General features: G+C 67.7%; 19 protein-coding genes and 2 tRNA genes. 7 read left to right on the plus strand and 14 right to left on the minus strand.

Annotated features, from left to right (window positions below; all coding sequences use genetic code 11):
• Positions 1–41: 41 nt before the first annotated feature.
• On the plus strand, positions 42–1,325 hold the full coding sequence (locus ABIC25_RS02355; RefSeq protein ID WP_354559740.1) for a vWA domain-containing protein: 1,284 nt from the start codon (positions 42–44) through the stop codon (positions 1,323–1,325).
• Here ABIC25_RS02355 and mobA read toward each other — a convergent pair.
• Entirely contained in the window at positions 1,322–1,939 is a 618-nt protein-coding gene (gene mobA / locus ABIC25_RS02360) for a molybdenum cofactor guanylyltransferase (protein ID WP_101818654.1), read from the minus strand. The genes ABIC25_RS02355 and mobA overlap by 4 nt on opposite strands.
• A gap of 106 nt (positions 1,940–2,045) precedes the next feature.
• Here mobA and ABIC25_RS02365 point away from each other — a divergent pair, with 106 nt between their 5' ends.
• Positions 2,046–4,346: an FdhF/YdeP family oxidoreductase gene (locus ABIC25_RS02365; RefSeq protein WP_354559861.1), complete on the plus strand. Its 2,301-nt coding sequence runs from the start codon at positions 2,046–2,048 to the stop codon at positions 4,344–4,346.
• Between the two features lie 77 nt (positions 4,347–4,423).
• On the opposite strand, the gene clpX is transcribed toward ABIC25_RS02365, so the two are convergent.
• The 5 genes from clpX to ABIC25_RS02390 all read right to left on the minus strand — a co-directional run bounded on the left by clpX (position 4,424) and on the right by ABIC25_RS02390 (position 9,082).
• Complete coding sequence (gene clpX, locus ABIC25_RS02370; RefSeq protein ID WP_004019616.1) at positions 4,424–5,704, minus strand: ATP-dependent Clp protease ATP-binding subunit ClpX; 1,281 nt, start codon at positions 5,702–5,704, stop codon at positions 4,424–4,426.
• Positions 5,705–5,914: 210 nt separating this feature from the next.
• The gene (locus tag ABIC25_RS02375) at positions 5,915–6,610 is read right to left on the minus strand and encodes an ATP-dependent Clp protease proteolytic subunit (protein ID WP_354559742.1); all 696 of its coding nucleotides are present in this window, start codon (positions 6,608–6,610) and stop codon (positions 5,915–5,917) included.
• 65 nt (positions 6,611–6,675) lie between these two features.
• Positions 6,676–7,275: an ATP-dependent Clp protease proteolytic subunit gene (locus ABIC25_RS02380; protein ID WP_004019614.1), complete on the minus strand. Its 600-nt coding sequence runs from the start codon at positions 7,273–7,275 to the stop codon at positions 6,676–6,678.
• Positions 7,276–7,553: 278 nt separating this feature from the next.
• Positions 7,554–8,921 (minus strand): trigger factor, encoded by a 1,368-nt coding sequence (tig, locus tag ABIC25_RS02385; RefSeq protein WP_354559744.1) that lies wholly within the window; start codon positions 8,919–8,921, stop codon positions 7,554–7,556.
• A gap of 87 nt (positions 8,922–9,008) precedes the next feature.
• A tRNA-Pro gene (locus ABIC25_RS02390) sits at positions 9,009–9,082 on the minus strand.
• A 232-nt stretch (positions 9,083–9,314) separates the two neighbouring features.
• Between ABIC25_RS02390 and ABIC25_RS02395 the strand changes: the two genes are divergently transcribed.
• Positions 9,315–9,388, plus strand: a tRNA-Gly gene (locus ABIC25_RS02395).
• A gap of 39 nt (positions 9,389–9,427) precedes the next feature.
• Here the strand turns inward: ABIC25_RS02395 and ABIC25_RS02400 are convergent.
• A complete protein-coding gene (locus tag ABIC25_RS02400) occupies positions 9,428–9,694 on the minus strand; it encodes a hypothetical protein (protein WP_354559746.1) in 267 nt (88 codons plus the stop codon).
• Between the two features lie 249 nt (positions 9,695–9,943).
• Here ABIC25_RS02400 and ABIC25_RS02405 point away from each other — a divergent pair, with 249 nt between their 5' ends.
• Positions 9,944–10,129, plus strand: coding sequence for a hypothetical protein (locus tag ABIC25_RS02405; RefSeq protein WP_039865834.1), 186 nt, complete (start codon positions 9,944–9,946; stop codon positions 10,127–10,129).
• A 254-nt stretch (positions 10,130–10,383) separates the two neighbouring features.
• Positions 10,384–11,145, plus strand: a complete 762-nt coding sequence (locus ABIC25_RS02410) for a L,D-transpeptidase (RefSeq protein ID WP_435529058.1) — start codon at positions 10,384–10,386, stop codon at positions 11,143–11,145.
• A gap of 60 nt (positions 11,146–11,205) precedes the next feature.
• Here ABIC25_RS02410 and ABIC25_RS02415 read toward each other — a convergent pair whose 3' ends face one another.
• The 4 genes from ABIC25_RS02415 to ABIC25_RS02430 all read right to left on the minus strand — a co-directional run bounded on the left by ABIC25_RS02415 (position 11,206) and on the right by ABIC25_RS02430 (position 14,045).
• The gene (locus ABIC25_RS02415; protein ID WP_435529059.1) at positions 11,206–12,123 is read right to left on the minus strand and encodes a PE-PPE domain-containing protein; all 918 of its coding nucleotides are present in this window, start codon (positions 12,121–12,123) and stop codon (positions 11,206–11,208) included.
• A gap of 77 nt (positions 12,124–12,200) precedes the next feature.
• A complete protein-coding gene (locus ABIC25_RS02420) occupies positions 12,201–12,656 on the minus strand; it encodes a cupin domain-containing protein (RefSeq protein WP_275447830.1) in 456 nt (151 codons plus the stop codon).
• 87 nt (positions 12,657–12,743) lie between these two features.
• Positions 12,744–13,547: an Fpg/Nei family DNA glycosylase gene (locus tag ABIC25_RS02425; RefSeq protein WP_354559751.1), complete on the minus strand. Its 804-nt coding sequence runs from the start codon at positions 13,545–13,547 to the stop codon at positions 12,744–12,746.
• 15 nt (positions 13,548–13,562) lie between these two features.
• Positions 13,563–14,045 (minus strand): ribose-5-phosphate isomerase, encoded by a 483-nt coding sequence (locus ABIC25_RS02430; protein WP_064571045.1) that lies wholly within the window; start codon positions 14,043–14,045, stop codon positions 13,563–13,565.
• Positions 14,046–14,067: 22 nt separating this feature from the next.
• Here ABIC25_RS02430 and ABIC25_RS02435 point away from each other — a divergent pair, with 22 nt between their 5' ends.
• Positions 14,068–15,114, plus strand: a complete 1,047-nt coding sequence (locus tag ABIC25_RS02435) for a M48 family metallopeptidase (RefSeq protein WP_354559753.1) — start codon at positions 14,068–14,070, stop codon at positions 15,112–15,114.
• A gap of 35 nt (positions 15,115–15,149) precedes the next feature.
• Here the strand turns inward: ABIC25_RS02435 and ABIC25_RS02440 are convergent, their stop codons facing one another.
• Positions 15,150–15,770, minus strand: coding sequence for a mycothiol-dependent nitroreductase Rv2466c family protein (locus tag ABIC25_RS02440; protein WP_064571043.1), 621 nt, complete (start codon positions 15,768–15,770; stop codon positions 15,150–15,152).
• A gap of 198 nt (positions 15,771–15,968) precedes the next feature.
• Here ABIC25_RS02440 and pepN point away from each other — a divergent pair, with 198 nt between their 5' ends.
• Positions 15,969–18,572: an aminopeptidase N gene (gene pepN / locus ABIC25_RS02445; protein WP_354559755.1), complete on the plus strand. Its 2,604-nt coding sequence runs from the start codon at positions 15,969–15,971 to the stop codon at positions 18,570–18,572.
• Positions 18,573–18,584: 12 nt separating this feature from the next.
• Here pepN and ABIC25_RS02450 read toward each other — a convergent pair whose 3' ends face one another.
• Together ABIC25_RS02450 and ABIC25_RS02455 are read right to left on the minus strand one after the other, a co-directional pair.
• Positions 18,585–19,265 (minus strand): response regulator, encoded by a 681-nt coding sequence (locus tag ABIC25_RS02450; RefSeq protein ID WP_354559757.1) that lies wholly within the window; start codon positions 19,263–19,265, stop codon positions 18,585–18,587.
• Positions 19,262–20,821, minus strand: a complete 1,560-nt coding sequence (locus ABIC25_RS02455; RefSeq protein ID WP_354559759.1) for a sensor histidine kinase — start codon at positions 20,819–20,821, stop codon at positions 19,262–19,264. Before ABIC25_RS02455 ends, ABIC25_RS02450 begins: the two co-directional genes overlap by 4 nt.
• Positions 20,822–20,900 lie beyond the last annotated feature (79 nt).

Below are 20,900 nucleotides of genomic sequence, written 5' to 3' on the forward strand. Positions count from 1 at the left end.
TCGCCGGCGGTCCTCCCTCCTCGACGGCATCGAAAGACCCTGTGGCAACCCTCACCCTGGCGCGCGGCCAGAACACCGCCCTACCGACGGCAGAGAACGTCACGGTCTCGGTCTCCGGCCGTGGCGTCGACCTGCTCGCGTTCCAGCTCACGAGTGCGAATCGGGTCCGCGACGACCACGACTTCGTGTTCTACAACCAGCCCTCGTCGCCCGAACGCGCGGTGACACTCAGCGGCGACGCCGAGCTCGAGATCGCCCTGGGCTCCGTGCCCGCCGACATCGAGCGCATCTCCGTTGCGGTCGCCTCCGAGAATCCGCTCGGGTCGGTACCGCTCGCCGCGAGAATCCGGGCGGGCGATGTCGTCATCGACGCGCCCGCCGAGGGCCTCGAGACCGAGCACGCCGCGATCCTGGTCGAGATCTACCGACGGAACGGTTCGTGGAAGGCGCGCAGCGAATCGGCCGGGTGGGACGCCGGGTTTCCGGCCCTCGTCCGCTCCCTCGGGGTCACCGTGGACGACGAGCCCGAGTCCCGGTCGACCGAGGAGCCGGCCTTCGAACCGGACCAGATCCCGGCGATGCGAACCGTGGCCGGTGAGAACAAGCTCTCGCTGGAGAAACGACAGACCCTCGACCTGCGCAAGAAAGCCGTGCACCGGGTCCTGCTGACCAAAGGCGTCGCCGGGCGAGATGCCCGGGTGATCGTCGTGATCGACAAGACGTTGTCGATGAGCGCCCTGTACCGCCGCCGCACCGTCCATCGGGTCATCGAGCGCATGATTCCGGTCGCGACTCAGCTGGACAGCGACGGCGATCTCGAAACCTATCTGTACGCACGCAGTTTCGCGAAACTCCCCGATGTGAATGTGGCGAACGCCGAACTGTGGATCGAAACCTTCGTCCATTTGCGGGGACGTCACGGACCACCGATGTGTCCCGACATCGACTACGACAAGCAGATCGGCGGCGCCAACGAGGAACTGCCGATCATGCAGGCCGTCCTCGACGATCTTGTCGACGATCAGCCGGTGCTGGTGCTGTTCTTCACCGACGGCGGATTCCATTCCAAAGTGCCCGCCATCCGGTCACTGATCGCCGCAGCGGCGGCGCGGCCCGTCTTCTGGCAATTCGTCGGCTTGGGCGACAACAACTTCGGGACGCTCACGTCACTAAACACAATGACCGGCCGGGTTGTCGACAATGCCGGGTTCATCCAGATCGACGACATCGACGAGCGCTCCGACGACCAGCTCTACGCCGATGTGCTCGGCGAGTTCGCCGACTGGATGACGGCAGCCGCGGAACTCGGCATCGCCCGCCGCTAGCCCGCCGACACGCGCAACCTGTGCAGGTCCTCGGGTGCGTTGACGTTGACGAGCCAGTCCGGATCGGAGATCCCGACACGGTGGGTGGTGAGTGCCTCGATCGCCCCCAGCATTCGACGTTCACCCCCGGCGACGATGTCGGCGATCAGTCCGGCCGCGTCCGTGCGGTAGATGCCCGCCATCGGATGATCCCGCTGCGCGTCGTGCGCAATGACCGCCTGAGTCGACCCGGTCACGCCCAGCCGCAACTCGTCGATGAGCTCCGGGGCGATGAGCGGCATGTCCGTGGCACACACGAACGCATACTCGGCGCCCGCGGCGGCAGCGGCGGACAGACCCGCGACGAGACCCCCGAGCGGGCCCGTCCCCTCCTGCTCGTCGGTCACCCAGCGCACCTTCGACGCATCGATACCCGGCGCCGCGCGATCCCGGATGTCGTCGACGCCGCGGAATGCGGCGGATGTCTCACCCGCGACGACCAGCACCGGATCGCACCGTTGCGACACCACGCGCACCACCCGGGCGAGCATCGGTTCGCCGTCCCAGTCCAGTGCGGCCTTGTCACTGCCCATACGCCGCGAGCGTCCGCCCGCGAGCACCAGGGCGGCGATCACCGATGTGTCCGATTCCGTGTGTTGAGTCACAGTGTCCAGTGTGCGCGATCTGGCGCACGGGCGGGGCAAGATGGACATCATGAGCAAGACTCACGACACCGAATCGATGGCGACGCACCCCGTCGACGAGCCGCACGAGGTCCGGCGCACGCACCGGAAGTCCTACGCCGCCGGAGTCCCGGCGGTCGCGGTCGCCCTCAAGCGCGGAGTCGAGCAGATGGGCGCGCTCCGGACGGCACAGACCTTGATCAAGCTCAATCAGCGTGATGGGTTCGATTGTCCCGGCTGCGCCTGGCCGGAGACGCCGGGCCACCGCAAGCATGCCGAGTTCTGCGAGAACGGCGCCAAGGCGGTCGCCGAGGAGGCCACGCGTCGAGCCGTCACCCCCGAGTTCTTCGCCGCCCACAGCGTCGACGACCTCCGGACGCGCAGCGGCTACTGGCTCTCACAGCAGGGACGCCTGGCGCACCCGATGTACCTCGGTCCGGGCGACACCCACTACCGCCCGCTGAGCTGGGACGAGGCCAACGCGGTCATCGCCGACGAGTTCGCCGCGATGGACTCGCCGGACGAGGCCGTGTTCTATACGTCGGGTCGCACCAGCAACGAAGCCGCTTTCCTGTATCAGCTCTTCGCCCGGAGCCTGGGTACGAACAACCTCCCCGACTGCTCGAACATGTGCCACGAGTCCTCCGGTGCCGCTCTCGGCGCGTCGATCGGCATCGGCAAGGGTTCGGTCACCGTCCCCGATCTCGAGGCGGCCGACCTCATCCTCATCGCCGGCCAGAATCCCGGCACCAATCACCCGAGAATGCTCGCCACCCTGGAGAAGGCGAAGCACAACGGGGCCCGGATCGTGGCGATCAACCCGCTGCCCGAGGCAGGCCTGATGCGTTTCAAGGATCCGCAGAAGGTCGGCGGGGTCGTCGGCGCGGGTACCAAGCTGGCCGACGACTTCCTCCAGGTCCGGCTCGGGTCCGACATGGCTCTGTTCCGCGGCGTCGCACGGCTGCTCCGTGACGCCGAACGAGCCGCCCCCGGAACGGTTTTCGATCACCAGTTCCTCGACGAGTCGTGCGCCGGGGTCGAGGAGTACCTCGACCTGCTCGACGACGTCGACCTCGACCGGGTCGTCGAGGTCACCGGCGTGACCCGCACCCAGATCGACGAGCTCGCACGGACGGTCGCCACTTCGCGCCGCATCGTGCTGTGCTGGGCGATGGGTTTGACCCAGCACCGCCACGGCGTCGCGACGATCGCCGAGGGCACGAACGTGCTGCTCCTGCGCGGCATGATCGGCCGCGTCGGCGCCGGCCTCTGCCCCGTTCGCGGCCATTCGAATGTGCAGGGCGATCGCACCATGGGGATCTTCGAGAAGATGCCGGAGTCCTTCCTCGCTGCTCAGGACGCCGAGTTCGGCATCACGTCCCCACGCGAGCACGGGTACGACACCGTCGCCGCCATCACCGCGATGGCCGCCGGGAAGGTCCGCGTCTTCGTCGGGATGGGCGGCAATTTCGTGTCCGCCTCACCCGACACCGACGTCACCGCCGACGCCCTGCGGCGCTGCGCACTCACCGTGCACGTATCCACCAAACTCAACGAATCCCACCTCGTCACCGGTCGTCGCGCACTCATCCTGCCCACCCTCGGGCGCACCGACCGGGACATCATCGACGGTGTGGCACAACGTGTCTCGGTCGAGGACTCGATGTCGGCAGTGCACCTGTCCCGTGGGTCGCTGCCGCCGGTGTCGGCGCACCTGCGCAGTGAGGTCGCGATCATCTGCGACCTGGCGACCCGCGTTCTCGGTGCCGATCACCCGGTTCCGTGGCAGGAACTCAAGCGCGACTACGACCGCATCCGCGACCGGATCGAGCGGGTTGTACCCGGCTTCGATGACTTCAACATCCGCGTCCGCCGGAGTGACGGCTTCGTGCTGCCACACCCGCCCCGCGACACCCGGTCGTTCGACACCCCGAACGGCAAGGCCAACTTCGCAGTCCATCCCCTCGAATGGGTGGACGTCCCGGCCGACCGCCTCGTCCTGCAGACACTCCGCAGCCATGACCAGTACAACACCACCGTCTACGGCCACGACGACCGTTACCGGGGCATCTCCGGCAATCGCCACATCGTGATGGTCAATCCCGACGACATCGCGTCCCTCGGCCTGCGCGCCGGGCAACTCGTCGACATCGTCTCGGAGTTCGACGGCGAGGCCGGAGTCGAGGAACGACGGGTCCGCGGCTTCGAGGTCGTCCCGTATGACACACCGCGCGGCAACGCGGCCGCGTACTACCCCGAGACCAACCCGCTGGTCCCGCTCGGATCGGTGGCCAAGGAGTCGAACACACCGGTCTCCAAGGCGGTGGTCATCCGCATCGAACCGGTCGAATCCGCCTAGCCGGAGACGACAGCAGCGAGCCCCGCCCGGAGGACCGGGCGGGGCTCGCTTGTCGTCGGTGAGTGGTGAGCTGCGGGTCAGGCGCTCTTGTCGCGACGTTCGTCGCTGGAGGCCTTTCGCGGCACGATCGTCGGAAGCACGTTGTCCCGGACGGTCTCACCGGTGACGACGACCTTCTCGACGTCGTCCCGGCTCGGGATGTCGTACATCACCGGCAGCAGGACCTCTTCCATGATGGCGCGCAGGCCACGGGCACCGGTCCCGCGGTGGATCGCCTGGTCGGCGACCGCCTCGAGTGCATCCTTGGTGAACTCCAGCTCCACGTTGTCCATGTCGAACAGCCGGGTGTACTGCTTCACCAGCGCGTTCTTCGGCTCGGAGAGGATGCTGACCAGCGAATCCTTGTCCAAGTTGGTCACCGAGGCCACGACCGGCAGGCGTCCGATGAACTCGGGGATCAGACCGAACTTGATCAGGTCTTCCGGCATCACATCGGCGAACTGATCCGATGTGTCGACCTCGTCCTTGCTCGCCACCTCGTTGCCGAAGCCGAGGCCGCGCTTGCCGATCCGCTCGGACACGATCTTCTCGAGGCCCGCGAATGCGCCGGCGACGATGAAGAGCACGTTCGTCGTGTCGATCTGGATGAACTCCTGATGCGGGTGCTTGCGCCCGCCCTGCGGCGGCACCGACGCCTGCGTACCCTCGAGGATCTTCAGGAGTGCCTGCTGCACACCTTCACCCGACACATCGCGGGTGATCGACGGGTTCTCGCTCTTGCGCGCGATCTTGTCGACCTCGTCGATGTAGATGATGCCGGTCTCGGCCCGCTTGACGTCGTAGTCGGCGGCCTGGATCAGCTTCAGCAGGATGTTCTCCACATCCTCGCCCACGTAACCGGCCTCGGTGAGGGCGGTCGCGTCGGCGATCGCGAACGGCACGTTGAGCATCTTCGCCAGAGTCTGCGCCAGGTATGTCTTGCCGCACCCGGTCGGGCCGAGCATGAGGATGTTCGACTTCATCAGCTCGACGGTCTCGCCCGTTCGGGAGTCCTTCTTCTCTCCCGCCTGGATCCGCTTGTAGTGGTTGTACACCGCCACCGCGAGTGTCCGCTTGGCCGTGTCCTGACCGATGACGTACTTCTCGAGGAAGTCACGGATTTCCGTCGGCTTGGGCAGCTCGTCGAGCTTGACGTCGCCGTTCTCGGCCAGTTCCTCTTCGATGATCTCGTTGCACAGATCGATGCACTCATCGCAGATGTACACGCCGGGGCCGGCGATGAGCTTCTTCACCTGCTTCTGGCTCTTGCCGCAAAAAGAGCACTTGAGCAGGTCGCCGCCGTCTCCGATTCGTGCCATCTCGCGCTGTACCTACTTCCTCGTTGCCGGACTGTCGTGTCTTGTCCGTCGCGTCGCACGCAGCCGGGCATGGGTCATTTGATCGACACTCGAATGCCCAGTAACCCGACGGTACCCGCGTGCCGCCCGAACTTCGACCGATAAGGCCAAATGTCGCGGCAGAAAATCACCGGGACTTCTGTACTGCCACAACTACTTCTTTTGCGACGACTACTTCTTCATCGACTTCTTGCGGTACTCGAAGACCTCGTCGATGATCCCGTACTCCTTGGCCGCCGCTGCGGTCAGGATGTTGTCGCGGTCGGTGTCCTTACGGATCTTCTCCTTGTCCTGGCCCGTGTGGCCGGCCAGGATCTCGTCGAGCCGGTCGCGGATGCGCTCGATCTCGGCGGCCTGGATCTCGAGGTCGGACACCTGACCCTGGTACGCACCGCCGGTACGCGGCTGGTGGATCAGGACCGTGGCGTTCGGCAGTGCCGCGCGCTTGCCGGGCGTTCCGCCGGCGAGGAGGATCGCCGCGGCCGAGGCCGCCTCGCCGAGGCAGACGGTGACGATGTCGCAGTGCACGTACTGCATGGTGTCGTAGATGGCGAGCATGTCCGGCACGCTGCCACCCGGCGAGTTGATGTACATGGTGATGTCGCGGTCGGGATCCTGCGACTCCAGGACCAGCAGCTGCGCCATGACGTCGTTGGACACGACCTGGTCGATCGGGGTGCCGACGAACACGATCCGCTCTTCGAAGAGCTTGGCGTACGGGTCGTACTGACGCTGACCGTTCGGCGTGTGCTCGATGAACTGCGGCAGGATGTACCGCGCCTCGATGTTCTTCAGCGCCAAGGCCGACGCGGGAATCCCGGCGGCGACCTCGGCGGGCATGCCGTCGTGGAAAAGGGAGTTGGTCATCTGTTGCTCCATTGAGTAGAGGTGGCTCGGCGGTGGCTGTCAGGCGCGGTCATCGACCCCGGGTCTCACTGACCCGGACGCGAGATCACCTTGTCGACGAAGCCGTATTCCTTGGCCTCTTCCGCGGTGAACCACTTGTCACGGTCCGCGTCGGCCTCGATCTTCTCGAGCGGCTGACCGCTGAACTCGGCGTTGAGCCGGTTCATCTCCTTCTTGGTGAGCGCGAACTGCTCGGCCTGGATCGCGATGTCGGCGGCGGTACCACCGATACCCGCGGACGGCTGGTGCATCATGATGCGCGCGTGCGGCAGTGCGTGCCGCTTGCCCTTGGTGCCGGAGGCGAGGAGGAACTGCCCCATCGACGCCGCCATGCCCATCGCGTAGGTCGCGACGTCGCATTCGGCGAGCTGCATGGTGTCGAAGATCGCCATGCCGGCGGTCACCGATCCACCGGGCGAGTTGATGTAGAGGTGGATGTCCTTCTGCGGGTCCTCGGCCGCGAGCAGCAGGATCTGCGCGCACAGACGGTTCGCGATGTCGTCGTCGACCTGGGTGCCCAGGAAGATGATGCGCTCGCGCAGCAGACGCTCGAACACCGAATCGGTCAGGTTCAACCCAGCCACACCCGAACTCATCGTGGGTGTGTGGATGGTCGGCTCACTCACGGGTTCCTACCTTTGCCTTGTTGTCATGACCTGTGCGTCACCCGCGGGCGACGCACACGCTCATCGAATACTTCTCTGATGACGTCCTCACCGACACTAACCAATCGAGACCCGCGGGCACTCCCGAGGACACGCCACTTCGCTGAGAGCAGAACCACCTTCGGCACCGTGAACGATCTGTGCGCCATGGTGGACCGACGGCAATCGCCGGTCCTCGTGGACGAGGACCGGCGATGGCGCGGATCAGGTGCGGCACTCGGCGCCGCGGCCGGAGTCGATCAGTTGTCGGTGTCGGACGTCTCCGCGTCGGACTCCTCGGCGTCGTCCTTGCCGCCGAAGAACTCGGCGGTGTCGACGGTCGCGCCATTGGTGTCGGTGACGGTCACGTCGCCGACGATGGCGGCCAGCGACTTGCCGCGACGGACGTCGGCATAGACGGCGCCGACCTGGTTGGCCTGTGTCAGCTGCTGGATGAACTCCTGCGGCTGCATGCCGTAGCGCTGGGCGGTGAAGATGATCTGCTGGGTCAGCTCGTCCTGGCTGACCTCGGTGTCCTGCTGGTCGGCGATGGCGTCGAGCAGCAGCTGCTGCTTGACCGACTTCTCGGCCTCGTCGCGGGACTCCGCGTCCCACTCCTCGCGGGTCTTGCCCTGCGCCTCGAGGAACTTGGCGACCTGCTCGTCATCGTGCCCCAGGGCGTGGATGACCTGGTGCTGCTGACCCTCGACCTCTTCGTCGACGACCTTCTCCGGCACGGGGATCTCGACGGTCTCGAGCAGCTTCTCGAGGACCGCGTCGCGGATCTTGTTGGCCTGCTCCAGTTTCGCCGACTGCTCGACGCGCTCGGCCAGGCTGGCACGCAGCTCGTCGACGGTGTCGAACTCGCTGGCCATCTGGGCGAACTCGTCGTCGACCTCGGGCAGCTCGCGCTCCTTGACCGACTGAACGGTCACCTTCACCAGCGCCTCCTCACCGGCATGATCGCCGGCGACGAGCTTGGTCGTGAACTCCTTGTCCTCGCCCGCCGTCAAGCCGATGAGTGCCTCGTCGAGCCCGTCGATCAGCTGGCCGGAACCGACCTCGTGGGACAGGCCCTCGGTGGTGGCCTCCTCGACGGTCTCGCCGTCGACGGTCGCAGCCAGGTCGATGGAGACGAAGTCGCCGTTCTCCACGCCGCGTTCGACGCCCTTGAGGGTGCCGAAGCGGGCGCGCAGTCCTTCGAGCTGCTCGTCCACGGCTGCCTCGTCGACCTCGATCGCGTCGACCTCGACCGACAGGGTCGAGTAGTCGGGCAGGGTGATCTCCGGGCGGACGTCGACCTCGGCGGTGAAGGTCACCGACTCGCCGTACTTCAGCTCCGAGAGGTCGATCTCGGGCTGGCCGATGGCCTTGGTCTCGGTCTCGGCGACGGCCTCGGAGTACTTGACCGGAATCGCGTCGTTGACGACCTGCGCGAGGATCGAGTCGCGCCCGACGCGGGCCTCGATCAGCTTCGCGGGCGCCTTGCCCGGACGGAAGCCGGGAAACCGGATCTGCTGGGCCAACGACTGGTAGGCCCGGTCGAAGTCTGCCGACAGCTCCTCGAACGGGACCTCGACGTTGAGCTTGACCCGGGTCGGGGTGAGTTGCTCGACAGTGCTCTTCACGCCTGAATACTCCTTATATCTACGGTGGTGGAAGTTCGGTCGTTCGCGGGCCGTGCACCGGGTGACCGGTTGGCCACGTCGATCAAGTCGGGATGACAGGATTTGAACCTGCGACCCTCCGCTCCCAAAGCGGATGCGCTACCAAGCTGCGCCACATCCCGGGGTCCGAACACGCGAGAGGACCCCGGAGGGCGACCGCGCATCAGGGCCAACAAGAGATAGTACGTGCCCCCACGGCCGAGCCCGCCGACGGGTACCGCACAGCGGCGACGAATGCCCCGGGGCCCGACAGTCGCCGACCCTCGGACCCACCCCGATTTCGGGTTCCGGCCACCCTGCCGGTACAGTCACTCATCGCACGCGACGCCGGAATTCGACGGCAACGCGGGCAACGCGGGTGTAGCTCAATGGTAGAGCCCTAGTCTTCCAAACTAGCTACGCGGGTTCGATTCCCGTCACCCGCTCCACCGGGCCCGGAGGCGCAACGCCTCCGGGCCTTCGACGTGTCAGGGCTCCGGGGGCGCGTCCCACGGCAACGGCAGCGGGACGTATTCGTACTCGATCTCCGGGGCCGGCTCCTCGGCGGGATGTCCGGGCGCCGATGGATCGCCGGGCCCGGTCGAGATGATCGGCGGCGGACAGGGTGCGAACTGACCGTTGCCGACCGCCATCTTGCACGGCTCGGCGTCCGCGAGCCCCGCGCCCGCCACGAGTCCAGCGCTTCCGGCGAATGCCGCCGCGGCGAATGTTAGTGTTGCTATGAGTCTGGTCATCGAGGTTCCTTAACGGTGAATCACCTCTCATGCCGGAGAGGTTTCGAGGATGCGAACGCGCTCCTTTCCGAGGGCACCGCTCACCGCCCCCACGGTCGACGTTCCTCCGCTCGCCTTCGGCCACCTGCGGTTTCGCGCGGGATGTCTCAAATCCCAGCCAGAGTCACCCGACCGGACCACACTCCTGCGGACGGCCACCGCCGGCAGACCGGACTGTGATCCACGCCACACCTGGCGTACCGTTGATCCATGTCCTCCAGCCACACGAAAACCCAGCGTCGCTGCGGCTCCTGCGGCGCGCCCCTGTACCTCCGTCGCGACGTCACCGAGTCCGAGGCGGGCGTCGGCCGCGTCGATGTGATGCTCGTCTGCCGGGACGAAGCGTGTTCGCAGCCCGCGCGACACCTTCGGACCGAACACCCACAGCCCGTCTGACCCCAAAACCCAACGGCCCCCAAAGCCCAAGTAACACTGGGACAAACGATCCTGTTGACATCGTCGGTACGTCGACGAAGATGAGTCGCACCAGCCGCCGACAGACCATCATGACTCGCGAATGTGACAACCGTCACACAAGAGGTGCGTAGCCACGCTCACCTCGGGTTTTGCCACGTCGTATCGCCCGTTCGCGATCGCGGGGTCATTCAGGGTGCCCGACTCCTTGGACCCATGACAACGGTTGTGTAACGATGGTGCAGCGCTCAGGCCGATGCGCGGAAAGACCCATCGAACCGAAGGTACGACCTGTGTTGAACTCCCCTGTGCCGACCCCGCGCGCCTCGCGTCGCCGCTCGGCTCGACGCCTCACGGCTGTCGTCTTCGGCGTCCTGGCGATGGCCCTCGCCCTTCCCGGCGTGGCGAACGCCGTACCGGTCACCGTGATCCCCGGCTTGCCGCCGGTCGAGATCCCGGCGATTCCCGGCCTGCCGACACCGCCGGCGCCGAGCACCCCCGAGGCCCCGCAGCCGCCGTCGTCGAGCACGACGACCGAGGAGAAGCCGGCCGATCCGGCCATCCCGAACGTGAAGACCGAGACCGGCTACATCGCGCTGGCCGACGACAACACCCACACCATCACCTGGTGGCACAACGGCGAGGTCGTCAAGAAGATGCCGATCTCGATGGGGTCCGACAAGAACCCGACCCCCCACGGCGTGTACTACACCAAGGAGAAGTACCGCGACATGTACATGGATTCGTCCACGTACGGCGTCCCGGTGGACTCCGCAGAGGGCTACCGCACCTACGTCGAGTACGCGACCCGCATGTCGTGGGACGGGATCTTCATCCACGCCGCACCCTGGTCGGTCAATCAGCAGGGCCGCAGCAACGTCAGCCACGGCTGCATCAACGTGACCACCGAGTACGGCAAGTGGGTGTACGACAACGTGCCCCGCAACACCCCGATCGTGGTGCGTAACACCATCGGACCGAAGTACCAGAACACCTGAGTCCGGAACAGACGTAGCGAGGGGCCGGTCACCAGAGGTGACCGGCCCCTCGTCATGTCGCTACCCGGCCGCGAAGGTCGCCTGCACCTGGAGCCACCGGGCGATCACCTGACACCCGGTCGACGCGGGATCCGTCACCGACGTGCGCCGGTAGGGTTCGCTGCGGTAGGACGTGTGCCGTCCGCCGGCGGCATTGCTGACCCACAGGCCGCTGATGCGTATCCGTGGCGGGAGGTACCACCGGATCTCGCGCCAGGCAGCCGTGAGACGCGCGAGGTCGCGTCGCCACTGTGCCGGCCGGACAGAAGTACGGCGTGCATTCTGCAAGTCGTTGGTGCGCAGGACCTTCCACGCACTTCGACCCCACCTGCCGACCCCGGCGAAGGTCATCGACCCGGTGAGATCGGCGATGTCGCGGACCAGTGAGTCGGCAGCCGCGTTGCAGATCATGTCCTCGGCTGCGCCCACCCAGCACACCGGAAGTCCCGCGGGTAGATCGACTCCCGGTCCGGCCACGCCCCATCCGCGACAACCGGGAACCGCACCGGGCGGCTGGTGCGGATCGGCGACCAGGCCCACACCGAGGATCCGGTCCGAGTCGGGCGCGCCGTCGACGTCCAGGTCGGCGAGGGCAGTCCGGATGACCACGGCACCCTGTGAGTAACCCACCAGTGCGATCGAACCTGTCGAGGTGTGGATGGCCGCGCGCAGTCGGCGCGCTCCGATGGCCACGCTGTCGACGAAACTCATGCCGCCCGGAGCCGGCGCGGGCCCGTAACTCGCCGGGTACCCGACCCACCGGCAGACAAAGCGGTCGTCGAGCTCGTCCGCCACGCCCGCCAGCAGACCGGACACGTCGGTCCGGGCGTCGTCCTCGAAGGACTCCCCTGTCCCGCCCACCACGAAGACGGTGATCGTCGACGACGCGCCGCCCGGCTGTCCGGCGCGGACCCCCACACTCTGCTGCACCTCCCCCATGGTGGCGACGGCAGGTGTGAACCGACCGCAGGAGCGCTGAGTGCTCGCTGAGAGTCCTCCGCTGCCGGCCGAACGGGTCAGGATGCTTGGGCGGGCGGCGGCTTGGCGACGTAGTCGGCGGTCTCGATGATCGCCACGAAGAATCCGCTGCCCTCGATCACGTTGGCACTGTGCACCAGCCCGGCGGGGATGTAGATGCTCGCCGGCGCCTCGACCTCATAGACCTCGTCCCCGAGTGTGATCTCGTAGACGAGACGGTCGAGCGACAGCAGGATGTTGATCTCCGGGCAGTCGTGCACGTGCGGTTCGCAGTAGTCACGGGAAGCGGCCGAGACGGCCCGCATCTCGTGCGCCACGACCCGCTTCTCGGCTTCCGGGAACAGGTCCCCGCCGGCCAGCACGCGTCGGGTGATCGGCGCGTCGGCGGCGCCGTGGAAAGGAACGTCCTTCAGTGGAGACACCTCACCCCGCGAGATCAGTCCGGCATGAGACCGGATGCTTTCGCTGACTGTCACACTGCCCCCTCTTGTCATCCCCGACCCTTCGCATGAGCAACGACCTCACGGTCCCGCACGATGCTACTAAGGTTCGGCTATCCACACCGACCGGGGAGTAACTTGTCAGGTCTGGCAGACCGGGCACCAATAGAGCTTGCGGCCCTCGAGTTCGGCGATCAGGACAGTTGTCCCACAGATCCGGCACGGCTCGCCGGCCCGCCGGTACACGTATGTCCGCGGACGATTCGGCGCGTACGCCGGCGCCCCGGAGTCGTCCTCCGGACGTATCACGTGGATGCGCCCACGCCGCACCCCGATCTTCATGAGGGCCACGAGGTCGGCCCAGAGTGCATCGAATTCGCCACGGAGAACACGCTTTCCGGGACGCATCGGGTCGATGCCCGCCCGGAACAGGATTTCGGCCCGATACACGTTGCCGATTCCGGCGATGACCTTCTGGTCCATCAGAAGGGCGCCGACGGGTCGCGCGGACCGCGAGATCGCGGTCCACGCCCGCTCGGGGTCGGCATCGCGCCGAAGGGGATCCGGCCCGAGTCGGGCGAGCAACGTCTCGAGGTCGGCGGGGTGGTAGATCTCACAGGCGGTCGGACCGCGAAGGTCCGTGCCGGCCGTCTCACCCTCGATGCGGAGTCGAACCTGACCCACGGGTTCGGGCAGGGGCACGGTGAGTTCGGTGAAGGCACCGTAGAGCCCGAGATGGATGTGCACGAGGCGCTCGACACGGCCGTCTCGATAACGATGGACGAGATGCTTGCCCCACGCCTCGGCGGCGTGAAAAGTCAATCCGTCGACCTCTGCCGCTCCGTCGGCGAACCGTCCCTGCGGGCTGCTGACACGAACTTGCTGCCCGCCGAAGAGACGTTGCTGCCGGCGCGCGAGTCGATGGAGCGTGTGGCCCTCGGGCACGGGCTCGGCCCGCGACTACTCGGCCGGGGCCCCCGGCACCTCGGGAGCCTCACCGGTGCGCTCGTACTCGGCGAGGATGTCGATGCGGCGCTGGTGCCGCGCCTCCTCCGACCACGGGGTGGCGAGGAAGGCGTCGACGATGGCGAGCGCCTCCTCGGTGCTGTGCATCCGGCCGCCGATCCCGATCAGCTGCGCGTTGTTGTGCTGCCGGGCGAGCTGTGCGGTCTCGACGCTCCAGGCGAGGGCGCAGCGCGCGCCGGGGACCTTGTTGGCGGCGATCTGCTCACCGTTTCCGCTGCCGCCCAGCACGATTCCCAGGCTGCCGGGGTCGGCGACGGTCCGGGCCGCGGCGGCGATGCAGAACGCCGGATAGTCGTCGGCGGGATCCATCACATGGGCTCCACAGTCCACGACCTCGTGACCGGCCGTCGCGAGATGGTCGGCGATCTGGTTCTTGAGTTCGAATCCGGCATGGTCGGCACCGAGATAGACACGCATGGCGCCACTATAGATTGAGGGCGTGGACACGCCCCTGCCCATCCCCCACCAGCCGAACGGCGGCGCACCCACCGCCGGGGCGCCGATCCCGAACGTGCCCGGTGTCGCCGACCCGCCGCCACCCGCTCCGGCCGACCCGGGCCGTCGGTGGCTGCGGCCGGCCCACTACGCGGCGCGACCCCGTCTCCACCCCTGGGAGATCCCGGCGCTCGTCGTGGTGATCGTCACGACGGTGGTGGGATACGGGGCGATCATCCTGCTCGTCGCGCTGGGCACGCTCGACCAGCTGTTGTTGGGCGCGTTGCTGTTCCCGCTCCTTCTCTTCGTGATCCGCGGTCTGACCTATGCATCGCCGCGGGTGAACGGGGTGCAGATGACGCCGACCCAGTTCCCGGACGGGCACCGGATGGTCGTCGAGGCCGCCGCACGCTTCGGACTCGAGTACGTGCCCGACGCCTACGTCGTCCTCGGCAACGGTGCGATCAACGCGTTCGCGTCCGGGCATGGGTTCCGGCGTTTCGTCGTCGTCTACTCCGACCTGTTCGAGGTGGGCGGCGCCGCCCGGGACCCACAGGCGCTCGAGTTCATCATCGGGCACGAGGTCGGCCACATCGCGGCCGGGCACACCTCGTACTGGCGACAGCTCTCGACGATCGTCGGGATGAACATCCCGGTCCTCGGCGCCGCGTTGTCGCGCGCGCAGGAGTACAGCGCCGACAACTACGGGTACTACGCCAGACCCGGCGGGGCGCCCGGGGCGATGGGGGTCCTGGCCGCGGGCAAGTACATGCTCTCGGCGGTGGACTTCGACCAGTTCGCCGACCGGGCGACCCACGAGCGCGGCTTCTTCACCTTCCTGACCAACGCGATGTCGTCACATCCGGTGCTGACCTGGCGTGCCGCCGCTCTCCGCGACCGGACCCGGCCGGGGGCGATGCTGCTGCGCCCGCGCCAGATCGTCCGAGGCGTCGGCAGCGGCAACGTGGTGGCGGTGGCGCCGCCGCCGCATCCCGCGACACTCGCACCGGACGCACTACCCAACGGCATCGAGCCCCCGCCGCGTTTCTGAAACGTGCGGAGCCGTTGTCGCGCAACCGGACCCGGTCAGTCGAACTGCGGGTCTTCGTCGCGCGTCCGCTTGAGTTCGAAGAAGTGGGGGTAGGACGCCAGGGCGCGCGCACCGTCCCACACCGTTCCGGCGTCCTCACCGCGCGGGATACGCGACAGCACGGGGCCGAAGAAGGCCACGTCGTTGACGTGAATGGTGGGCGTTCCGACGTCGTCGCCGACCTTGTCCATCCCGGCGTGATGACTCGTGCGAATCGTCTCGTCGAAGTCGGTGCCGTCGGCCGCCTCCGCGAGCGAGGCGTCGAGGCCGAGTTCGTCGAGCGCTCCGGCGATGACCTCGTCGAGATCCTTGATGCCCTGGTTGTGGATGCGGGTACCCATCGCGGTGTACAGCGGCGCGAGTATCTCGTCGCCCTTCTGGGCGGCTGCAGCGGCGATGACGCGGACGGGGCGCCACGCGTGCTTGAGTCCCTCGCGGTACTCCTCGGGAATGTCCTTGCCCTCGTTGAGGACGGCGAGACTCATGATGTGGAAGTTGACGTCGATCGGCCGGACCTGCTCGGCCTCCAGGATCCAGCGCGAGGTGATCCAGCACCACGGGCAGAGCGGGTCGAACCAGAAATCGACGCGGTCGGTGGTCTGTGCCTGCACTGACATGAAACGTCCTCTCGAGGGTCTGCTGTTCAGCTGGTGCCGGGCGTCCGGCCCGGCGGCGCCGTCGGACGCCTCAACATCGCGACGCACCGGACTGTTCCCGAGATCGCGGGCGGACCCACGGCAACCGGCCGAGCCATCCCGGACCCGTCGGGTTGCGGAGGACACCACCCACGTCCTGAGCTGGATAAGCTGGCCTGCGTGACTGCTCCGAACCTCACCAGAGACCAGGCCCGCGACCGCGCAGCAATCCTCGACGTGTCGAACTATCAGATCGAGCTCGACCTCACCGACGGTTCCGGGGCGCCCGGGTCCGAGACGTTCAGATCCACGACGACGGTGCGGTTCACGGCGACGGAGGGCAGTGAGACGTTCGTCGACCTCGTCGCTCCCGCCCTGATCTCGGCGACCCTGAACGGCACCGACCTCGACGTGTCCGGCTTCGACGAGTCGGTCGGCATCCCGTTGACCGGCCTCGCCGCCGACAACACGCTGACGGTGGTCGCCGACTGCGCCTACTCCAACACCGGGGAGGGTCTCCACCGGTTCGTCGACCAGTCCGACGACTCGGTCTACCTCTACTCGCAGTTCGAGACCGCCGACGCCAAGCGGATGTTCGCGTGCTTCGACCAGCCCGACCTCAAGGCGACCTACACCGTGACGGTCACCGCGCCCGCGGACTGGAAGGTCATCTCCAACGCGGCGCACGCGGAGGCCCCGGCCGACCCGGACGGCGCCACTTCCGCCGTGGTGCATCGCTTCCGGGAGACCGTCCCGATGAGCACCTATCTCGTCGCCCTCATCGCAGGGCCCTACGCGGAGTGGACCGACGTCTACTCCGACGAGCACGGTGACATCCCCCTGGGCATCTACTGCCGCGCATCACTGGCCGAGTTCATGGACGCCGAGCGACTGTTCACCGAGACCAAGCAGGGATTCGGGTTCTACCACGAGAACTTCGGCATCCCCTACGCCTTCGGCAAGTACGACCAGCTGTTCGTCCCCGAGTTCAACGCCGGTGCGATGGAGAACGCCGGCGCCGTCACCTTCCTCGAGGACTACGTCTTCCGGTCCCGCGTGACCAAATACCTCTACGAGCGTCGCGCCGAGACCGTCCTGCACGAGATGGCGCACATGTGGTTCGGCGACCTCGTCACCATGCAGTGGTGGGATGACCTGTGGCTCAACGAGTCCTTCGCCACGTTCGCCTCGGTGCTGTGCCAGTCCGAGGCGACCGAGTACACCAGCGCCTGGACGACCTTCGCCAACGTCGAGAAGTCCTGGGCCTACCGCCAGGACCAGCTGCCCTCGACCCACCCGGTGGCCGCCGACATCCCCGACATCGCCGCGGTCGAGGTCAACTTCGACGGCATCACCTACGCCAAGGGCGCGTCGGTGCTGAAGCAACTCGTCGCCTACGTGGGTCTCGACGACTTCCTCGCCGGGCTGCGCAGCTACTTCGCCGCGCACGAGTTCGGCAACGCGACGTTCGCCGATCTGCTGGGCGCGCTGGAGAAGTCGTCGGGACGCGACCTGTCGGACTGGGGCGCCCAATGGCTGCGCACCACGGGCATCAACGTCATCCGGCCCGACTTCGAGCTCGACGACTCCGGCGCGTTCACCCGGTTCACCATCGTCCAGGACGGCGCCGCTCCGGGCGCCGGCGAGACCAGGGTCCACCGCCTGCGTGTGGGCGTCTACGCCGACAACGGATCGGGCGCCATCGAACAGACGCACAGCGTCGAGCTCGACATCGAGGGCGAACGCACCGATGTCGCCGATCTCGTCGGTGTGCACCGCGGAGATCTGGTGCTGCTCAACGACGGCGACCTGACCTATGCCTCGGTCCGCCTCGACCCGGAGTCGCTGGCCACCGCGACCGCCCGGATCGGCGACATCAGCGATCCGATGCCGCGCACCCTGGTGTGGTCGGCGGCGTGGGAGATGACCCGCCAGGCCGAGATGCGGGCCCGCGACTTCGTCGAGCTGGTACGCCGGGGCATCGCCGGCGAGTCGGAAATCGGTGTGGTGCAGCGAGTCCTGTTGCAGGCGACGACGGCCATCGAGTCCTACGCCGATCCCGAGTGGGCGGCGACGACAGGCCGTCCCGGGTTCAGTTCGCGCATGCTCGAACTCGCCCGCGCCGCCGATGCCGGCTCCGACCATCAGCTCGCGTTCGTCAACACCTGGCTCGCCGGCCGGATCAACGACGACCAGACCGACGTCGCCCGCGCGCTCCTCGACGGCGCGGACCCGGCCGAGCACGGACTCGACGGTCTCGCCGTGGACACCGACCTGCGGTGGAAACTGGTGACCGCGCTCGCCACGGCCGGGGCCATCGACACCGATCCGGCGTCGACCCCGGTCATCGATGCCGAGGCCGAACGTGACAACACCGCGACCGGTACGCGGTCGGCGGCCCTGGCCCGCGCAGCGCGGCCGCTGGCGGAAGCGAAGGCGGACACGTGGACTCGCGCCGTGGAGGACGACACCCTCTCGAACGTCTACACCCGCACCATGATCGGCGGGTTCGCCCGCCCCGGACAGGGCGAACTCCTCGAGCCCTACGTCGAGAAGTACTTCGACGCCGTTCCCCAGGTGTGGGCGCGGCGGTCCAGCGAGGTCGCACAGACGGTCGTCATCGGCCTGTACCCGAGCTGGGCCATGTCGCAGCACGCCCTCGACCTGGCGGAGAGGTTCTTGTCCGGAGACCATCCGTCCGCTCTGAAGCGGTTGATCTCCGAGGGTCGCGACGGCGTGGCGCGCTCGCTGCGGGCACGCGCCTTCGACGCCCAGGAGAGCTGAGCCGGCGCCGGGTCAGCGCCGCCGCCAGCGGTAGCGCACCTGCGGGCGGCCCGCCGAGCCGTATTCGGTATCGCGTTCGAGGACGTGGTCGTCGGCGAGCCGCTCGAGGTAGCGCCATGCGGTGACCCGTGACGACCCGAGTGCGCGGGCGACCTCGGAGGCGGTGAGTCCGTCGGGGCTGTCGCGGACCGCCCGGCTCACCGCGTCCTCGGTCTGCGGTGCGGCGCCCTTTTTCGCCGACCGGCGGATGTCGCTCGTGCGCAATTCCGCCAGCGCACGGTCGACGTCGCGCTGGCTCACCGCGTCGGCCTCGCCGGTCAGGGCCTCGCGATAGCGCAGATACTGCTCGATCTTCTCTCGGAACGCGGCGAAGGTGAAGGGTTTGAGCAGGTAGAGCAACACTCCGCGGGACATGGCGCTTCGGACGGTCGCGAGGTCGCGTTGGGCGGTGATCGCGATGACGTCGGGTGCGGGGCGTACACCCGACAGCGCGGATGCGAGGTCGACCCCGCGGGCGTCGGGCAGACCCAGGTCGAGCAGAACCAGGTCCACCGAACCGGCGGCGGCCATCCGCAGCGCCTCCTGCGCCGTGGACACGGCACCCACGACCTCGAAGCCGCCCAACCGGACGAGATAGTCCCGGTGCGCCTCGGCGATGACCGGTTCGTCTTCGACGATCAGGACGCGGATCACGGTGTGCCCGCCTGCTCGTCGACGCGCATGTGTACCGAGATGACCGAACCGTAGGTGTTCTCGGCGCTGATCGTCCCGTGCCGACGTGCGACGACCTGCGAGACCAGCGCGAGGCCGAGGCCGCGGCCGGCGGCGTCACCACCCGCCTTGGTCGAATAGCCCCGGGTGGTCGCGCGCTCGAACAGTTCGGCGTTCATGCCGGCTCCGCTGTCGGCGACCACGATGTCGAGCATGCGGTCGTCGCCGACGACGGTCACCTCGACCCATGGATCGGCCGGGTCGCAGGCGTCCAGTGCGTTGTCGATGAGGTTGCCCACGACCGTGATCATCTCGCCGGGTGTGAGCACCCGGGTGGCGGCGTCGCTCACCTGCGACTCCTCGGTCAGCGACAGCGGGATGCCGCGCTCGGCGGCCTGCGCGGTCTTGCCCAGCAGCAGGGCGACCAGTGCGGGTTCGGCCACCGCCTGGGTCATCCGGTCGATGAGCTGCTGGGACAGCTCGAACTCGGTGGTCGCGAGTCGGACCGCCTCGTCGGGCCGGCCCATCTCGACGAGCGCGACGATCGTGTGCAACCGGTTGGCGGCCTCGTGTGCCTGGGACCGGAGTGCCTCGGCGAACCGCGTCATCGAGTCGAGCTCACCCATCGCGTCCTCGAGTTCGGTGCGGTCACGGATGGTCACGACCGACGATCGCCGGCGGCCGGACACCGGGGACCGACTCACGAGCAGCACCCGGCCCCGCTCGGCGTAGGTCACGTCCGTCTCCTCGTCGCCGTCGGTGAGGAACGCGGGCAGTTCGTCGGGAGACGTGTCGGCCTCGATGCCGAGAAGCCGTCGCGCTTCGGAGTTGACGAGGGCGGGTCGTCCGTCCTCCACGACCACCAATCCCTCCCGCACCGACCGGAGCACGGCGTCGTGATGGTCGTACATCAACCGCAGTTCCGCGGGCGCCAGACCGCCGGTCTGCCGCAGCAGGCGTCGCCGTATCCACCACACACCGCCGACAGCGGTGGCAAGGGCCGCGAAGGCGGCGAGGGCGATCAGCGGCAACTGGCCACGCCACGCCGATGTCAGGGTGCTCTGTGTGATGCCGGCGGCGACCATCCCCACCACCCGCCCGTCCGTGGTGCGAACGGGTGCGATCGTGCGGATGGAGGGCCCGAGGGTGCCCGTGTAGTTCTCGGTCACGGTCTGCCCGCGAAGGGCCGCATCGATGCTCCCCAGATATGGCTCCCCGATCCGGGTGGGGTCGGTATGGGTGTAGCGGGTCCGGTCCGGCGCCAGGATGGTGATGAAGGCGATCCCGGTCGCAGCGCGCACGCGTTCGGTCACCGGCTGGAGAATCGCGCTCGGATCCGGGGACGTCAGCGCGGCAACGGTCGACGGCGACTCCGCGAGGCTGACCGCCACCGCGGTGACCTCCGCGCGCGCCGCGCGATTTCCGTCGATCCGGGCGTCCACGGCCGCGAGGACGCTCTCGGCGACGACGACCACCGCGAAGACCGACAGCGCGAGGGCCGCCACCTGCCCGGCGAGCGTTCGCGGGTACCACCGCATCCCAGCCGACCTCGTTCCCACTCTGAACGTAATGAACACAATCGTGACCCGCGTCACCCCACCGGGCCACAATCCTAAT

Source organism: Gordonia sp. PvP123, assembly GCF_040547295.1.
Taxonomy (GTDB): Bacteria; Actinomycetota; Actinomycetes; order Mycobacteriales; family Mycobacteriaceae; genus Gordonia; species Gordonia terrae.